This is a genomic window from Vreelandella stevensii S18214, assembly GCF_000275725.1.
GTDB lineage: Bacteria > Pseudomonadota > Gammaproteobacteria > Pseudomonadales > Halomonadaceae > Vreelandella > Vreelandella stevensii.
Genome location: NZ_AJTS01000049.1, coordinates 84,758 through 101,075, shown reverse-complemented (window position 1 = coordinate 101,075; position 16,318 = coordinate 84,758). Strand labels below are relative to the sequence as shown.

The 16,318-nt window shown below is 60.0% G+C and carries 16 protein-coding genes and 5 tRNA genes; 7 read left to right on the top strand and 14 right to left on the bottom strand.

Going from position 1 to position 16,318, the window contains the following annotated elements; genetic code table 11:
• Positions 1–51: 51 nt before the first annotated feature.
• The 3 genes from HSS18214_RS0115610 to uraH are packed head-to-tail and all read right to left on the bottom strand — an operon-like array spanning position 52 to position 2,357.
• Positions 52–768, bottom strand: a complete 717-nt coding sequence (locus HSS18214_RS0115610) for a GntR family transcriptional regulator (RefSeq protein WP_016916204.1) — start codon at positions 766–768, stop codon at positions 52–54.
• Positions 769–792: 24 nt separating this feature from the next.
• The gene (locus HSS18214_RS0115605; protein WP_016916203.1) at positions 793–1,992 is read right to left on the bottom strand and encodes a urate hydroxylase PuuD; all 1,200 of its coding nucleotides are present in this window, start codon (positions 1,990–1,992) and stop codon (positions 793–795) included.
• An 11-nt stretch (positions 1,993–2,003) separates the two neighbouring features.
• The gene (gene uraH / locus HSS18214_RS0115600) at positions 2,004–2,357 is read right to left on the bottom strand and encodes a hydroxyisourate hydrolase (RefSeq protein WP_016916202.1); all 354 of its coding nucleotides are present in this window, start codon (positions 2,355–2,357) and stop codon (positions 2,004–2,006) included.
• Between the two features lie 124 nt (positions 2,358–2,481).
• On the opposite strand from uraH, the gene uraD reads away from it, so the two are divergent.
• Positions 2,482–3,024: a 2-oxo-4-hydroxy-4-carboxy-5-ureidoimidazoline decarboxylase gene (gene uraD, locus HSS18214_RS0115595; protein ID WP_016916201.1), complete on the top strand. Its 543-nt coding sequence runs from the start codon at positions 2,482–2,484 to the stop codon at positions 3,022–3,024.
• A 62-nt stretch (positions 3,025–3,086) separates the two neighbouring features.
• Here uraD and HSS18214_RS0115590 read toward each other — a convergent pair whose 3' ends face one another.
• The 3 genes from HSS18214_RS0115590 to HSS18214_RS0115580 form a co-directional block, all read right to left on the bottom strand.
• Positions 3,087–3,443, bottom strand: coding sequence for a phasin family protein (locus HSS18214_RS0115590; RefSeq protein ID WP_016916200.1), 357 nt, complete (start codon positions 3,441–3,443; stop codon positions 3,087–3,089).
• A 177-nt stretch (positions 3,444–3,620) separates the two neighbouring features.
• Complete coding sequence (locus HSS18214_RS0115585) at positions 3,621–4,310, bottom strand: glutathione binding-like protein (protein WP_016916199.1); 690 nt, start codon at positions 4,308–4,310, stop codon at positions 3,621–3,623.
• A gap of 88 nt (positions 4,311–4,398) precedes the next feature.
• Positions 4,399–5,094 carry a glutathione S-transferase family protein gene (locus HSS18214_RS0115580; RefSeq protein WP_016916198.1) on the bottom strand — a complete coding sequence of 232 codons (696 nt, stop codon included), beginning with the start codon at positions 5,092–5,094 and terminating at the stop codon, positions 4,399–4,401.
• A gap of 374 nt (positions 5,095–5,468) precedes the next feature.
• On the opposite strand from HSS18214_RS0115580, the gene HSS18214_RS0115575 reads away from it, so the two are divergent.
• Entirely contained in the window at positions 5,469–7,160 is a 1,692-nt protein-coding gene (locus HSS18214_RS0115575) for an L-lactate permease (RefSeq protein ID WP_026001985.1), read from the top strand.
• Positions 7,161–7,234: 74 nt separating this feature from the next.
• Here the strand turns inward: HSS18214_RS0115575 and HSS18214_RS0115570 are convergent, their stop codons facing one another.
• Together HSS18214_RS0115570 and glcC are read right to left on the bottom strand one after the other, a co-directional pair.
• Entirely contained in the window at positions 7,235–7,759 is a 525-nt protein-coding gene (locus HSS18214_RS0115570; protein ID WP_016916196.1) for a gamma carbonic anhydrase family protein, read from the bottom strand.
• Between the two features lie 45 nt (positions 7,760–7,804).
• Positions 7,805–8,584, bottom strand: coding sequence for a transcriptional regulator GlcC (gene glcC, locus HSS18214_RS0115565; protein WP_016916195.1), 780 nt, complete (start codon positions 8,582–8,584; stop codon positions 7,805–7,807).
• A gap of 212 nt (positions 8,585–8,796) precedes the next feature.
• On the opposite strand from glcC, the gene glcD reads away from it, so the two are divergent.
• From glcD to HSS18214_RS0115545, 4 genes are all read left to right on the top strand, one after another.
• Positions 8,797–10,296 carry a glycolate oxidase subunit GlcD gene (gene glcD / locus HSS18214_RS0115560; protein ID WP_016916194.1) on the top strand — a complete coding sequence of 500 codons (1,500 nt, stop codon included), beginning with the start codon at positions 8,797–8,799 and terminating at the stop codon, positions 10,294–10,296.
• 17 nt (positions 10,297–10,313) lie between these two features.
• Entirely contained in the window at positions 10,314–11,411 is a 1,098-nt protein-coding gene (gene glcE / locus HSS18214_RS0115555; RefSeq protein WP_016916193.1) for a glycolate oxidase subunit GlcE, read from the top strand.
• A 14-nt stretch (positions 11,412–11,425) separates the two neighbouring features.
• Positions 11,426–12,658 (top strand): glycolate oxidase subunit GlcF, encoded by a 1,233-nt coding sequence (gene glcF / locus HSS18214_RS0115550; RefSeq protein WP_016916192.1) that lies wholly within the window; start codon positions 11,426–11,428, stop codon positions 12,656–12,658.
• Between the two features lie 81 nt (positions 12,659–12,739).
• On the top strand, positions 12,740–13,141 hold the full coding sequence (locus HSS18214_RS0115545; RefSeq protein WP_016916191.1) for a heme-binding protein: 402 nt from the start codon (positions 12,740–12,742) through the stop codon (positions 13,139–13,141).
• 167 nt (positions 13,142–13,308) lie between these two features.
• Here the strand turns inward: HSS18214_RS0115545 and HSS18214_RS0115540 are convergent.
• The 6 genes from HSS18214_RS0115540 to HSS18214_RS0115515 form a co-directional block, all read right to left on the bottom strand.
• Positions 13,309–13,385, bottom strand: a tRNA-Asp gene (locus HSS18214_RS0115540).
• 71 nt (positions 13,386–13,456) lie between these two features.
• A tRNA-Val gene (locus tag HSS18214_RS0115535) sits at positions 13,457–13,532 on the bottom strand.
• Between the two features lie 47 nt (positions 13,533–13,579).
• Positions 13,580–13,656 (bottom strand) — tRNA-Asp (locus HSS18214_RS0115530).
• A gap of 36 nt (positions 13,657–13,692) precedes the next feature.
• Positions 13,693–13,769: transfer RNA gene (locus HSS18214_RS0115525), tRNA-Asp, on the bottom strand.
• 45 nt (positions 13,770–13,814) lie between these two features.
• Positions 13,815–13,890 (bottom strand) — tRNA-Val (locus tag HSS18214_RS0115520).
• A gap of 70 nt (positions 13,891–13,960) precedes the next feature.
• Positions 13,961–14,716 carry an alpha/beta family hydrolase gene (locus HSS18214_RS0115515; RefSeq protein WP_016916190.1) on the bottom strand — a complete coding sequence of 252 codons (756 nt, stop codon included), beginning with the start codon at positions 14,714–14,716 and terminating at the stop codon, positions 13,961–13,963.
• Positions 14,717–14,893: 177 nt separating this feature from the next.
• Between HSS18214_RS0115515 and ccoN the strand changes: the two genes are divergently transcribed.
• A complete protein-coding gene (ccoN, locus tag HSS18214_RS0115510; RefSeq protein ID WP_016916189.1) occupies positions 14,894–16,318 on the top strand; it encodes a cytochrome-c oxidase, cbb3-type subunit I in 1,425 nt (474 codons plus the stop codon).

The following is a 16,318-nucleotide window of genomic DNA, read 5'->3' as shown; positions in this document are numbered from 1 at the left end:
CTCCGGTGGCGTTTTTTCTGCTGGCGGCAATCGAGCTGTGCACTATCGTCGCTATGCGCCAAAAATCTGCTGCAAGTCCGGCACATTTTCTTCCTCCTCGACCATGGACAGCGACGCTTCGATGGCCTTGAGGTGACGGCTCATGAAGGCCTTGGCGCGTTCGCCATTGCCTGCTTCCAGGTAGCCGATCAGGTCGTCATGGTCGTGGGACTCGCAGCCCAGGTGGCCGCGATGCCCATACACGGCGAGGATCAGTGAAGAGCGCGAGCAGAGGCGCTCGACGAATTCCGCCAGGGTGGCGTTGCCGGAGAGCTGCGCCAGGCGCACGTGGAAATCGGCCGAGAGACGGATGGCCACGCTTTGCTGGCCGCTGCGCAGGGCCTGTCGCTCCTGCCTGGCCATGTCTCGCAGCTCGGCAGCCGCCTTGGCATCCATGCGCCTTGCCACGTCCGGCATCAAGCCGCACTCGATGAGCTGGCGTGCATCGAACACGTCCTTGGCTTCATCGGCGGTAGGGCGCGTCACGCTGGCCCCACGGCGCGGCGTCAGGGTCACCAGTTGCTCCAGCGCCAGCCGCTGCAGGATTTTACGGATCCCCGTGCGGCTGATGCCAAACACCTCTGCCAGGGCATCTTCGCGCAGCCGGGCACCCGGCTTGAGGCGTTGCTCCACGATGGCATCGCTCACTGCCCGGTAAATGGCTTCGTGGCGCTCGTCACCCTCTTTTTCCGTGGGCCGCCGTTTCAACGCCGTCTGCGCTTCGCTCATGGGGTCTCCTCTCTGCGAACCGATTTACTCCTCCCAGGCCGCTATGATATCGCGCTCTTCGTCACTCATGTTGGTGATATTGCCCAGCGGCATGTAGCGAGTGTCGACGACCCGCTGAATCTGCGCCTTGTGGCCCAGTATCTCTTCCCAGTGATCGAAGGCGTAGCCCGCAGGTGGCGCGGAGAACCCGGCGTGCTCAGGGTTACGCGCATGACACAGGGTGCAGTGCTGCTCCACCAGAGCGGTGACCTGAGCCTGGTCGGGGGCCGCGCTGGTACTTTCCACGGCGGCGCGCGGGCTGGGGGCTGCTACCCAGAACGCCAGCAGAATGAGCCCTACACCTATCGCAGGATAGGCAGGCTGGACCTTGCCCGCATGCATCAGCACGAAGAACTGACGAATCAACGCGCCAGCAAAGATGAACAGGGCCATGACGATCCAGGCCTGCTCATGGGAGTATAGAAAAGAGTAGTGATTACTCACCATCAGCAGCACCACCGGCAGCGTGAAGTAGGTGTTGTGCACCGAGCGCTGCTTGCCGCGCTTGCCATCTAGCGGGTTGGGGGCCTCTCCGGCTTTCATGGCCTTGACCATGCGGCGCTGGCCGGGAATGATCCAGAAGAAGACGTTGGCCGACATGGCCGTGGCCATGACGGCCCCGGTGAGCAGAAAGGCGGCCCGCCCGGTGAACATCTGGGTGCTCAAATACGCCACGACCACCATCATCACCGCCACGGCAATGCTCAGCAGGCCGTCACGCTGCATATCCGGGCTGATACGCTTGCAAAGCTCGTTATAGACCACCCAGCCGCCCAGCAGGAAGCCCAATGCCAGCAGGTTGGCTTGCCAACCGGTGAGGTTGGCCGCCCAGGCCCAGTTGCTGTTGGAGTTGACCAGGTAGAAGCCCGGATTGACCATATAAAGAATGACGAACAGCGCAAAGCCAGAGAGCCATGTGGTGTAGGCTTTCCAGAACGACCAGTGCAGGTCGTTGGGGAGCTTGGCAGGGGCCGTGGCGTATTTCTGGTTATGATAGAAACCACCGCCATGCACCGCCCACATCTCACCAAACACGCCCTTGTCACGATCTTCCTGAGCCTTGGGCGTGCGCAGGCTGTTATCCAGCATGACGAAATAGATCGACTCTCCGATCCAGGCAATGGCGGCGATCACGTGGAGCCAGCGCAGCAGCAGGTTGGCAAATTCGATAGTATACGCTTGCATGTGAAGCCCCCTCAGCTACCGCGATAGGTCGAGTAGCCATACGGCGAGAGCAGCAGCGGTACGTGGTAATGCTGGCTGGCATCGGCCACGCCAAAGCGCAGCGGGATGACGTCCAGGAAGCGGGGCTCGGCAGCCTCGACCCCCTGCTGGCGTAGATAGTCTCCCGCATGGAACACTAGCTCATATTCGCCAGCGGTCAGCGCCGCGCCTTCCAACAGCGGCGCATCACAGCGGCCGTCGCTGTTGGTGACGGTGGTCGCTAACGGCTCGCGCTGGCCACCGGTCAACCGAAAGACCTCGATGATGATGCCCTGACCGGGCTGCCCTTTGGCGGTATCCAGCACGTGGGTAGTCAAGCGTCCCATCGTCACTCCTCATATTGGCAGGGTTATTGGTGTTGTTGGCAGGTTTGACCTATTGGTCAAAGAGTACCGTTGATGCTATTTATTGTATACAGCAATTCCCTTTTCGCACGCTTGGAGAACCCTTGTGCCGACTGAAACGCCTTTGCGACTGTCCCCTGCCCCGAGCCAAAGCAGCCTGGAAACCTTCGTGGCCCACTATGGCGATGTCTATGAACACTCTCCCTGGGTGGCCAAGGCCGCCTGGCAACACGGCCTGGAAGAGACTCACGACGCCCCGGATGCGCTGGCCGAACTGATGGGCAAGATGCTTCAACAGGCATCTCCCGAGCAGCAGACGGCCGTCATTCAGGCACACCCTGATCTGGCCGGCAAAGCCGCGCTGGCCGGGGAGCTGACCCACGACTCTACTAGCGAACAGGCCGGTGCTGGGCTCGATCAGTGTTCACCGGAAGAGTTTGCCCGCTTCGAGCAGTTGAACGCCGCTTATCAGGAGAAATTTGGCTTTCCCTTCGTGATTGCCGTCAAGGGCCTGGACCGCTATGCCATTCTGGAGGCCTTTGAAAAGCGCCTGGACAACGATCCGGTACAAGAAAGAAAAACGGCCATCGAGCAAATCATCAGGATTGCACGGTTTCGGCTGAGAGCGCGTGCAGGCGACGCCACCTAACGCCCGTTCTCTGGATAAAAAAATGCCGCGCTTCAGGGCGCGGCATTTTCATGGAGCAACCGTTACGATTTGGCAGTATCGGCTGCTTTCTTGGTGGTCTCTTCCGCCATTTTCTGACTTTCCTGCAGGAAGCCCTGGCTGATAGAGGTCACTTTTTCGGAGTCACCTTTCATGCGCTCCATCATGTCGCTGGCCGCTTTCTGCTGGCTTTCCATGGCTTTCTTGAAGCTATCGGCGTCCTTGACGTCGAGCCAGGTGCGCGCCTGGGCGATGGTCATGTCGGAATAGGCGCGTGCAGCATCCATTTGAGCGCCGACCAGCTGCTCGTAGTAGTCCAGCGCTGCCAGTGTGTAAGAGCGCATGGGGGAAACAAACACGGACTCAAACTGCTGGCTGGTTTTTTCTGCTGTCTTGTTCATCACTAAATCTCCTTGAGTGAGCTAGCGGTACGATGCGCTCAACGGCGCATCTTGATGGGCGGTTGCCGTTGCTAATATCAAAGCTAGCAGCGCTTTTTGTGCAGCGCAACATGATTTTTTTCACCATCACCCACGCCTCACTCGCACGGCCAATAGCTCACTCGCGGTTAATCATTACTAGCGGTTACCGAACAAGTGCTTACGCGCCAGGTCATCCATGGGAGCACCTGCCTGGGGGTTCACATCCTCGACCAATGCATAGGCTTTGCGAATGGCGGGACGCTGGGAAAGCTCTTCGAACCAGCGCTCCAGGTCGGGAAACTCCTCCAGCGTCTGGCGCTGTTTTTCCCAGGGCACGATCCACGGGTAGATAGCCATGTCGGCAATCGAGTAACGGTCGCCGCCCACATAGTGCTGCTGAGAAAGACGCTGATCCAGCACACTATAAAGCCGATTGGTTTCACGCACGTAGCGCTCGATGGCGTAGTCGATCTTGTGGGGCGCATAGTGGCAGAAGTGATGATTTTGCCCGGCCATGGGGCCTAGCCCACCCATCTGCCAGTGCAGCCACTGCAGTACCACATAGCGCTCGCGCCCTTCTGCTGGCAGGAACTGACCGCTCTTGTCTGCCAGGTACTCCAGAATCGCCCCTGATTCGAACAGCGCCATAGGCTGCCCCCCGTCGCGCGGGGCATGGTCGACGATGGCAGGAATGCGATTATTGGGCGCAATGGCCAGGAATTCGGGGTCGAACTGCTCGCCTCGCCCGATATTGATGGGCTTTACACGATAGGCGAGCTTCGCTTCTTCAAGCATGATGGAGATTTTGTGGCCGTTGGGCGTTGTCCAGTAATACAGGTCAATCATTGCCATCTCCTTGTCCATGAAGGGCGTGCCCATACAGGGTGTGGCCCTTCATGTTGCCTGTGAATGTCAGCGGCGATTACCGCTTTGCCTAGTATAGATCACGAATGGTCATGGCCTTGCCCGCCACGCCATCGTGTACCGCCAGCATGCGCTGGAACCATCCGGCCACGGGGTCACGCTCCTCTACCAGCGTTTCGGTCGAGACGCTATAGGCCCACATCATGCTGCCGAACAGCAGGTAATCTGCTCCGGCAGGGGAGTCACCATCGAGGAAAGGCATCTCCTTGAGTTGCGCACTGACGGGTACCAGCGCCTGGTGCAGCTGCTGGCGGCCTTTATCGGGGTCGTGAACCGCCTCGAGGCTGGCCCCAAAGCGCGCTTCACGGGTGGTGCGGAAGTACTCCCTATCCTCCGGGTGAATGGCTTCCAGCAGATCCAGCACCACGATACGAAACAGCGCGGGCGTAATGCTGCGGTCCACCAGTTGCTTGAATAGCGTGACACGCTGCAAGCCCAGTCCATCGCCCAGCACCGGAGCCTCAGGGTAAGTGGTATCCAGGTAGCGCAGGATGTCGAAGCTGTCGGTGACCACCGTGTCGCCATCGGTCAACACCGGCACCTTGTCGTAGTGGGCAAATGCCAGCGCCTCTTTCTGCTGAAACCGCCAGGCCACCGTAGTGTATGCCAGCCCTTTGTGAGCAAGTGCCATGCGCACGCGCCAGCAGTAGGGAGAAAATCTCAAGCGATCATCGCGACCGCACAAATCATAAAGCGTGATGGCCATGGTCGAACGACTCCTGAAAAGAGGTAAAGATTGCGCCTACGCGCTACGTTGTCACAGTCCCTGCGCTAGGCATAGAGCGCCCTTCTCTGTGTACTGCCTTTTTACGCCGTCACTGAACTGTCTATTAGTCTAATAACAATGTCGTCACGGGGCTTTCTAAAAGCATTAAAAAAGCAATGAATAACAACTACTTGATACTAAAAAAATGCCATGAGCCAGGATAAAAAAAGCCCTCCTCACTGGTAAGACCAATTTTCCAATATAGTCATTCCGGGCGCCTGACCGTATCTTTCACGCTGTCCCAACTATCATTGAAAATGATGCGTTGGCTTTCGCGGAGCACACCAAATCAATAACAAGGGGCCGTTCCTCCCATGAATGAAAATATATTAGCTCTTCTGGCATTTCTGCCGCTGTTGCTGGCCGGGATATTGCTCATAGGCTTTAAAATCCCCGCCAAGATAGCAATGCCGATCGTTTTCCTCACCGCCGCCATTATCGGCCTGACCGCATGGGACATGTCGTTCAGCCGTGTCGCGGCATCCACCGTTCAAGGGTTGATCCAGACCGCTGGTCTGCTGTGGATCATCTTTGGCGCCATCCTGCTGCTGAACACCCTCAAGCACTCCGGTGGCATCACGGCCATTCGTAACGGCTTTTCAGGCATCAGCCCGGACCGTCGTGTGCAGGCGCTGATCGTCGCGTGGCTGTTTGGCTGCTTTATCGAAGGTGCTTCAGGCTTTGGTACTCCTGCCGCCGTGGCTGCACCGCTGATGGTCGCCCTGGGCTTCCCGGCGCTGGCAGCCGTCGTGGTAGGCATGATGATTCAGTCGACCCCGGTATCGTTTGGCGCAGTGGGCACCCCGATTGTAGTGGGCGTAGGCAGCGGCCTGGACCGTGCCGGTATCACGGCGCAGCTGGAAGCCAACGGCTCCACCTGGGAAGCCTTCTTCCAACAGGTCACCAGCACCACGGCGATCACTCACGGCATCGTGGGTATTCTCATGCCGTTGATCCTGGTGCTGATCATGGTGCGCTTCTTTGGCGCCAACCGCTCCTGGAAAGAGGGGCTGTCCATTGCTCCGTTCGCCATTTTCACGGGCATCGCGTTCGTCGTGCCTTACATGCTGGTAGGCGTCTTCCTGGGGCCAGAGTTCCCCTCGATGATCGGTGCCATGGTCGGTCTGGCCATTGTCGTACCCGCCGCGCGTAAAGGGTTCCTGCTGCCGAAAGACACCTGGGATTTCCCGGAAGCCACCTCCTGGCCGGATGAGTGGATCGGCAATCTGCAGATCAAGCTGGATGACGTGGTAGGCAAGACGCCGATTTCGACGCTTAAAGGCTGGATTCCCTATGTACTGCTGGCGATCTTCCTGGTGGCCTCCCGTACCGTCGAGCCCCTGCGTGTGGCACTGACTTCCGTGAACCTGAACTGGACCAACATTTTCGGTGAAACCGGCGTCAGCGGCGGCCTCCAGCCGCTCTACCTGCCGGGCGGCATCATTCTAGCCGTGGTGTTCGTGACCTACTTCCTGCACAAGATGAATCCGCGCCAGATGAGCGCTGCGGTTTCAGAGTCCACCAAGACCATTTTTGGTGCGGGTTTCGTACTCATCTTCACCGTGCCGATGGTGCGCATCCTGATCAACTCGGGCGTCAATGGCGCAGACCTGGTCTCCATGCCCGTCATGATGGCTCAGGCCGTCGCCAACGGCGTGGGTGGTGTCTATCCCTTCTTTGCTCCCGCCGTGGGCGCCATGGGCGCTTTCATCGCCGGTTCCAACACGGTTTCCAACCTGATGCTGGCCGAGTTCCAGTTCAGCATTGCGCAAACCCTGGGACTCTCAACCGCCGTCATGGTCGCCCTTCAAGCGGTGGGTGCTGCAGCGGGTAACATGATCGCCATTCACAACGTGGTCGCCGCCTCGGCAACCGTTGGCCTGCTGGGCCGCGAAGGCACCACGATTCGTAAAACGATCATTCCGACCATCTACTACCTGGTATTCACCGGCATCATCGCGCTGATCGCGTTCTACGTGCTGGGTATCACTGACCCGCTGATGTAACCTCAGTTCGGATCAGACCACCTCGCCCACCCTCAGGCCATGCCTGGGGTGGGCGTTTTCAGTTTCAGTCAGGCTCAATCGATGCGCTTGAGCGAGTCAGCGTGTTGCTGGCCTCGTATCACATAGCTTTGTGCATTCAGCTTCAGCGCTTCCACCGCCTCTGCCGACAGCTCCCTGACCACTTTGGCAGGCGAGCCGACAATCAGCGAGTTTGGCGGAAAGACCGCCCCTTCCTTGATGAAGGCCCCTGCGCCTACCAGGCTGTTCTCGCCAATCACGGCGCCGTTGAGCACGACCGCCTGAATGCCGATCAAGCAGCCATCCCCCACGGTACAGCCATGCAGCATCGCCTGGTGCCCGACGGTCACCCCTTTTCCCACCTTCAGCGGGTAGCCGGGGTCCGCGTGCAGCACGGCGCCATCCTGAATGTTGCTCTCTTCACCGATTTCCAGATGATCGCTATCGCCGCGCAGTACCGCCTGATACCACACGCTGGCGCGTGCCTTCAGGGTAACCTGACCGATGACGTCCGCCGTGTCGGCAATGTATACGTCTTCATGAATAGCGGGCCGATGCTCGCCAAATTGATAGATGGCCACGTGAGGCTCCTTTTGTTGGTTATTCGCTCATGGAGAGTGTCATGATTACTGCCACTGATCCAGACGCATGGCGGAGCGCTCCAGGCGATCGTGCTCCGCCTCCAGCTCTCTCAGTAGTTCACTGATGCTGGTGAGGTGCTCCAGCGCAATCTGCCGCGCCTGCTCGGCGTGGCCGCTGACTACCGAGTCATGCAGGCGTGCGTGCTGTTGATTGATCATCTCTCTGGGGCCGGGCCGGTGGTAGAGGTGCTTGACCGATGCAAAGACCGAGCTGAGCAGCAGATCGGTCAACCCTTGCAGCGTATGCACCAGCACGGGGTTGTGGGAGGCCTGGGAGATGGCCAGATGAAACGCGTGGTCCAGCCGCGCCAACTGCTCGACTTCCAGGGTATCCGTCTGGGCAGCGTATTCGGCCATCTCACGATAGCGGCGCGTGATCAGCACGCGGTCCATGGACGTGCCACGCCGAGCCGCCAGATAGGCCGACTCGCCCTCCAGCAGCGCGCGCACTTCCAGCAGGTCGAACAGCGTCCGCGGATGGTCGCGGAACAGATGCATCAGCGGGCTCTGGTGCTGGCTCGGCAACAGGGACGCCACGGTGGAACCATGGCCCTGGCGAGTGTTGATGATGCCCTTGCTGCGCAAGATCCTCAGCCCCTCACGCAGGGAGGCACGAGAAACGCCCAGACGCTCACATAGCCGCCGCTCGGAAGGCAGCAGTTGGCCCGGTCGAAAGACTCCCTCGAGAATCAGCTCTTCCAGCCTGGCCGCCACGTGCTCGGGCGTGCGTTTGCCCATGGCGATGTCATCGTTGTTGAGTACCACTTGCCCTCCTCTCTGCTTGAGCCATAACGCCTCCTGGCGGTAAGACCAAGTAGCTGTTTGGGGTGAGTATGCCATGAACCTTGCGACTATCGACCAATTACTGGTCAGACCACTGCACCACAGGCTGGACAGGCGCCTGAAAAAAGCTCAGATTGGCGTCAAGCGGCGGCAACCTGCTGCTCTGTTCAACGATAAAAATGAAGGATGTCGCGATGAATATCCTGTTCGACGAGCGCCTCGATGGCGAGCTCGTCCACCGTGATAAAGCCGAGGTGCTCAGCGACCTGCAAAGCGCTGTGCCTACCTTGACCCTGCTGCACCGCGAAGAAGACCTGCGCCCATTCGAATGCGATGGCCTGGCGGCTTATCGGGTGCTGCCCATGCTGGTCGCCCTGCCGGAAACGCTGGCCCAGGTGGAAGGCCTGCTCAAGCGCTGTCACGCCCTGGGCGTACCGGTGGTGACCCGCGGCGCAGGCACCGGGCTTTCCGGCGGCGCCCTGCCCCTGGAACAAGGCGTGCTGCTGGTCATGTCGCGCTTCAATCAGATCATCAGCGTCGACCCCGATGCCCGTCTGGCCAGGGTACAACCCGGCGTTCGCAACCTGGCGATTTCCGAGGCGGCGGCGCCCTATGGCCTGTATTACGCGCCCGACCCGTCTTCTCAGATTGCCTGCTCCATTGGCGGTAACGTCGCCGAAAATGCCGGTGGCGTGCACTGCCTCAAGTATGGCCTGACCGTGCACAACGTACTGCGCGTGGACGTACTGACCATCGAAGGCGAGCACATGACGCTGGGCTCCGAAGCACTGGATGCGCCAGGCTTTGATCTGCTCGCGCTGATGAACGGCTCCGAAGGCATGCTGGGGGTGGTCACGGAGATTACCGTCAAACTGTTACCCAAGCCGGAAACCGCCAAGGTCCTCATGGCCAGCTTCGACGATATCGAAAAGGCAGGTCGCGCAGTGGGTGACATCATTGCCGCCGGGATCATTCCCGGTGGCCTGGAAATGATGGACAAGCTCGCCATTCAGGCCGCAGAAGACTTCATCAAGGCGGGCTACCCAGTGGAGGCCGAAGCCATTCTGCTCTGCGAGCTGGACGGCGTCGAAGCAGACGTGGACGACGACTGCGAGACCGTTCGCCGGGTACTGGAAACGGCCGGGGCCACCCATATTCAACAGGCCCGGGACGAAGCCGAGCGCGCCAAATTCTGGGCCGGGCGCAAGAACGCTTTCCCAGCGGTAGGCCGCATGTCACCGGACTACTACTGCATGGATGGCACCATTCCCCGCCGCGAGCTGCCCCGGGTACTCAAGGGCATTGCCGCGCTTTCCGAGGAGAGTGGCCTGGCCGTGGCCAACGTGTTTCACGCGGGCGATGGCAATATGCACCCGCTGATTCTGTTCGATGCCAACAAAGAGGGTGAGCTGGCCCTGGCGGAAGACGTTGGCGGCAAGATCCTGGAGCTGTGCGTTGCCGCAGGAGGCTCGATTACCGGCGAGCACGGCGTGGGGCGCGAGAAGATCAATCAGATGTGCAGCCAGTTTCAGCCCGACGAACTGACGGTCTTTCACGCTCTGAAAGCGGCCTTCGACCCGCAACGGCTGCTCAATCCGGGGAAGAACATTCCGACCCTGGCGCGCTGCGCCGAATTTGGCGCCATGCATGTACATAACAACGAGTTACCGCATCCGGAGCTGCCACGCTTCTGATGCCACAAGGACCGACCATGACCGAACTAGCGATACACGCTGACCAGGATATCGCCGCTGAACTGTGCGAACAGGTGCGCAGCGCCTACGCCGATCGCACCCCGCTACGCATCGTGGCGGGAAACACCCGGGCTTTCTATGGCCGCCCGGTAGAAGGCGCGGAGCTCAATGTCGCTGCCCATCGCGGCATCGTCTCCTACGACCCCGTGGAGCTGGTGGTGACCGTGCGGGCCGGCACACGGCTTGACGCGCTGAACGCAGCACTTGCCGAGAAGCATCAGATGCTGCCTTTCGAGCCACCGATCTTTGGCGAAGCCAGCACCATTGGCGGTGCGGTCGCCACTGGCATGTCCGGCCCCCGCCGCCCCTGGGCCGGGGCTGCCAGGGATTTCGTGCTGGGCACCCGGGTAATCACCCAGGAAGGCAAACTGCTGCGCTTTGGCGGCGAAGTCATGAAGAACGTGGCGGGCTACGATCTCTCCCGCATGATGACCGGCGCCCAGGGCACGCTGGGCGTACTGGCCGATATCTCTTTCAAGGTGCTGCCGATTCCCACCGCCAGCCATAGCCTGCGCCTCTCCATGGGTCTGGAAGACGCCCTGGCAAAGCTCTCCGAGCTGGGCCGCCAGCCGCTGCCGATCACCGCTGCGGCCTGGCACGCGGGCGAGCTGTTCATTCGCCTGGAAGGCGGCGAAAGCTCGGTCAAGGCGACCAAAGAACGGCTGGGCGGCGACGCCCTCTCGGCAGACTTCTGGCAGCAGCTACGCGACCTGCAGCACGCCTTTTTCAACCTGGCCGAGGGCCAAGCTCTGTGGCGCCTGTCGCTACCGCCCCATACGCCGCCGCTGGAAATTGCCGTCGATGAAAGCGATATCTTCTACGACTGGGGCGGCAGCCAGCGCTGGGTGAAAACCCCACTGCCCGCGCAAACCCTGCGCGATGCCTGCCAGCAGGCAGGCGGCCACGCCACCTGCTACACCCCGCATCATCAGGGCGGTGCGGAGTCACCGTTCACGCCACTGAATTCAGTCGTGGAAAAGTATCATCGCAACCTGAAGGCCGAACTGGATGCCTACGGCATTTTCAATCCTGGTCGTCTTTATGCGGCATTTTAATCAGGAGAGCTGACATGCAGACGCACTTTACCGATGCCGACCGCCAGAAACCGCATATTCAGGAAGCCGAGCGCATTCTGCGCACCTGCGTACACTGCGGCTTTTGTAACGCCACCTGCCCCACTTACCAGCTGCTGGGCGATGAGCGAGACGGGCCGCGCGGGCGTATCTACCTGATGAAAGAGCTGCTGGAGAGCCGCGATGACGATGACCAGGTCACCGAAGAGACTCGCCTGCACCTCGACCGCTGCCTGACCTGCCGCAACTGTGAAACCACCTGCCCCTCGGGCGTCGAGTATCACAAGCTGCTGGATATAGGACGCGCCGAGATCGAGCGCCGCGTGCCCCGCTCAGCCGCCGAACGCGCCCAACGCTACGCCCTGCGTAAAATGCTGGTGGACCCCAAGCGCTTCAAGGCGCTGCTGAGTCTGGGGCAAACCTTCAAACCGCTGGTGCCTGGCAAGCTGCGCAGCAAAATGCCGCCCGCTCCGGTGGATGCAGGTCAACGCCCCGACAGCCAGCGCCATGCGCGCAAGGTATTGATCCTGGAAGGCTGTGTGCAGCCAGGTCTCTCGCCCAACACCAATGCGGCGACGGCTCGTCTGCTCGACCGCCTGGGCATCAGCGTCACACCGATCAGTGAAGCGGGCTGCTGCGGTGCCATCGATTTCCACCTCAATGCACAGGAAGCCGGTCGCCAGCGCATGCGCGCCAATATCGACGCCTGGTGGCCTCACATCGAGCAAGGGGCCGAAGCCATCGTGCAAACCGCCAGCGGCTGCGGCGCCTTCGTCAAAGAGTATGCCGACATGCTCAAGGACGACCCTGCCTACGCGGCAAAGGCCCAGCGCGTCAGCGCACTGGCCAGGGATATCGTCGAGATTCTGCGCGACGAGCCTTTGGAGGCCCTGCAACTCAAGGAGCACCAGCGCCTGGCATTCCACTGCCCCTGTACGCTGCAGCATGCCCAGAAGCTCAACGGCGCGGTGGAAAGCGTGCTGGGCAAACTCGGCTTTACGCTGGCCCCGGTCAAGGATGCCCACCTGTGCTGCGGTTCCGCAGGCACCTACTCGGTGACGCAGCCGGAGCTCGCCACCCAGCTGCGCGACAACAAACTCAATGCTCTGGAAGCAGGCAACCCCGAAGTGATCGTGACCGCCAATATCGGCTGTCAGACGCATCTGGCCAGTGCCAATCGCACGCCAGTCCGCCACTGGGTAGAAGTCGTGGACGCTGCCCTGGTATAACCTAAATAATTGCGGCTGCTGGCATCACGCCTTGCCCGTCAGGCGCCGCGTCTCAACCCCCATGATAAGAAGGATACTTTGATGCAAACCAAAGCCGTTTTAGGCCAAGCCGACGTCATTCAAGTACTGGACGCTGCCCAGCAAGAAGCTGACCGCAACAGCTGGCCCGTGACCATTGCCGTCACCGACGATGGCGGCCACCTGCTGGCCCTGCGTCGTTTGGATGGCGCTGCCCCGTTCAGCGCCGAAGTAGCGACCCAAAAAGCGCGCAGCGCGGCATTGGGCCGTAAGGAGACGCAAGTCTTCGAAGAGATGATCAACGGGGGTCGTACGGCGTTTGTCTCGGCACCGCTGCAGGGCCTGCTGTCCGGCGGCGTACCGATCATCGTGGATGGCCAGGTCGTGGGTGCCGTGGGGATTTCTGGCGTCAAGCCGGACCAGGACGTCCAGATCGCCAAAGCCGGTGTCAGCGCTATCGCCTGACCACTGAGCACCGCATGACGCCGTGATAAACGGCGTCATGCGCGCCTGAACATAGATATCTGGAAATAGAAACGACAAAAAAGCCCGGATCAAGGATCCGGGCTTTTGGAATGTATTCGGCTTTATCGACGTGCTTTCATGCACATTGATGACCGATAAGTGCTTAATGGCGGACCGGACGAGACTCGAACTCGCGACCTCCGGCGTGACAGGCCGGCATTCTAACCGACTGAACTACCGGTCCACGTTAAGGCACTTCAAAACCATTGCAAGGGCGTTATCAAAGCGGTTCAGTCGCCATGCACGCTGCTTGAATGGTGGGTGGTACTGGGTTCGAACCAGTGACCCCCAGCTTGTAAGGCTGGTGCTCTCCCAACTGAGCTAACCACCCGATCATTGACAGCCAATGGCTGATCAATCGACTGCTTCAGGTTATCGTGGCGGACCGGACGAGACTCGAACTCGCGACCTCCGGCGTGACAGGCCGGCATTCTAACCGACTGAACTACCGGTCCGAATTACGATAACTGATGTGCAACATTGAGCGATGATGGCGGACCGGACGAGACTCGAACTCGCGACCTCCGGCGTGACAGGCCGGCATTCTAACCGACTGAACTACCGGTCCACAAATGCATCACTTGCTGCTTACGTTTCCAGGACACCATGTCAATGGTGGGTGGTACTGGGTTCGAACCAGTGACCCCCAGCTTGTAAGGCTGGTGCTCTCCCAACTGAGCTAACCACCCGCTGGTCACGTGGCGCTGCATTCTACAGAAGCCTGTTCAAATGTCAACACAAGACGTTTAAATTTTGCATTTAAACCAGTGTGCTGCACGTATCACCGACTTCCGCTCCCTGAGCGCGGACGAAGGATGCCGCAATCCGGGCCGCCTCGTCAATCAAAACCTTTTGTTCGAGGCCGGATAATTTGCGTGGTGTGAAATCATGGTCCCCCTCGGCCAGCCATTCGACCCGTACACTAGCGGGCAGAGAGTAGCTTTCCACCTCCGCACGGGTGCCAAAAGGATCTCGCTCCCCCTGAATGACCAGCATTGGGCAGCTCAACGATGCAAAGTGCTCTGTACGCAGCACGTCCGGTTTTTTCGGCGGATGAAACGGGTACCCCACGGCAATCACGCCCGGGCACGGCTGCTCACTGGCAAACAACGACGCCAGGCGTCCGCCCATGGACTTGCCGCCCACCCACAAAGGAAGCGAGTTCAGCGGCGCAAGTAGAGAATACCAGCGAGCGACACAGGCCACGCTTTTCAGCACGGGCGGTGGCGGGCGGCGCTTGCCCTGCTCGTTCATTTGCTGCATGTAGGGCAGATCAATGGCCCATACCTGCACCTCATTCTGCGACAGCGTCGCGGCAAATTGACGCATGAAGTCGGATAAGTGCCCGGCGCCAGCGCCGTGCATCAACAGCACACGGCCCTGCCTCGGCAGGCCAGAAACGCTCACCGGCCCATAACCTTCCACGTTAAAGCGCTGAACAGCGGGGCTGGCAACCTGTTCCGATAATGCCTCTGGGGTCAGGCATTCGAACCCCAAACCAGCGTAGTGAGACAACGGCAACTCCTGTTAATTCAGCGTTACATCCATTGGCGTGTTCAGCTTATGCCTCGGCTGCGCTAGAATCTAGGCCGGATCTTGACCTGCATCATCAAGCGGGTGGCCGCACCCGGGCAAAATGCGCATGCACACTGCTACGGGTTACCCCCTAACCGCGTTCGATGGGAACATGAAATGAGCACAGCACTGGAACACCCGACCTACAATTACAAGGTAGTTCGGCAGTTCGCGATCATGACCGTTGTGTGGGGCATCGTGGGCATGACGATTGGCGTCATCCTCGCCTCCCAGCTGGTTTGGCCGCAACTGAACCTCGGCTTACCTTGGACTAGCTTCGGGCGTCTTCGTCCGTTACACACTAACGCCGTCATCTTTGCCTTCGGTGGCTCGGCGCTGTTCGCGACGTCCTATTACGTCGTTCAGCGTACCTGTCAGACGCGACTGTTCTCTGACAAGCTCGCCGCGTTCACCTTCTGGGGCTGGCAGGCGGTGATTCTTTCCGCCGTGGTGACTCTGCCATTGGGTTACACCACCACGAAAGAGTACGCTGAGCTGGAATGGCCAATCAATATTCTGATTGCCGTTGTCTGGATCAGCTATGCCATCGTGTTCCTGATGACGATCAAGAAGCGCGCCACGTCACATATTTATGTGGCCAACTGGTTCTTTGCTGCGTTCATCCTGACCGTTGCCGTGCTGCACATCGTCAATAACGCCGCCATTCCCGTCACCATGATGTACTCCACCTCGATCTATGCGGGTGCCGTGGATGCCATGGTGCAGTGGTGGTACGGCCACAACGCAGTGGGCTTCTTCCTGACGGCAGGCTTTTTGGGCATGATGTACTACTTCGTGCCGAAACAGGCCGAGCGTCCGATCTACTCCTACCGTCTGTCCATCGTCCACTTCTGGGCGCTGATCATGATCTATATGTGGGCAGGCCCGCACCACCTGCACTACACCGCCCTGCCCAACTGGGCGCAGTCGCTGGGCATGATCATGTCGATCATCCTGCTGGCACCCTCCTGGGGCGGCATGATCAACGGCATGATGACCCTGTCGGGCGCCTGGCATAAACTGCGCACCGACCCGACCCTGCGCTTTCTGGTCGTGGCCCTGTCGTTCTACGGCATGTCGACCTTCGAAGGCCCGATGATGGCCATCAAGACCGTCAACGCGCTGTCTCACTACACCGACTGGACCATCGGCCACGTGCACTCCGGGGCGCTGGGCTGGGTAGCGATGATCACCATCGGCTCCATGTACCACCTGATTCCGCGGGTCTTCGGCCGCACCGAAATGTACTCCGTCAGCCTGATCGCCGTGCACTTCTGGCTGGCCACCATCGGTACCGTACTGTACATCGCCGCCATGTGGGTCAACGGCATCATGCAGGGCCTGATGTGGCGCGCCATCAACGCCGACGGCACGCTGATGTACACCTTCGTTGAGTCTGTCGAGGCCAGCGGGCCAGGCTACTTCGTTCGCCTGATAGGCGGTCTGTTCTGGGTAGTCGGCATGCTGATCATGGCGTACAACGTGTACATGACCGTCAAGCGTCGTGAAGCCATCAGCTACTCGGCACCACAAGCCGCTTAA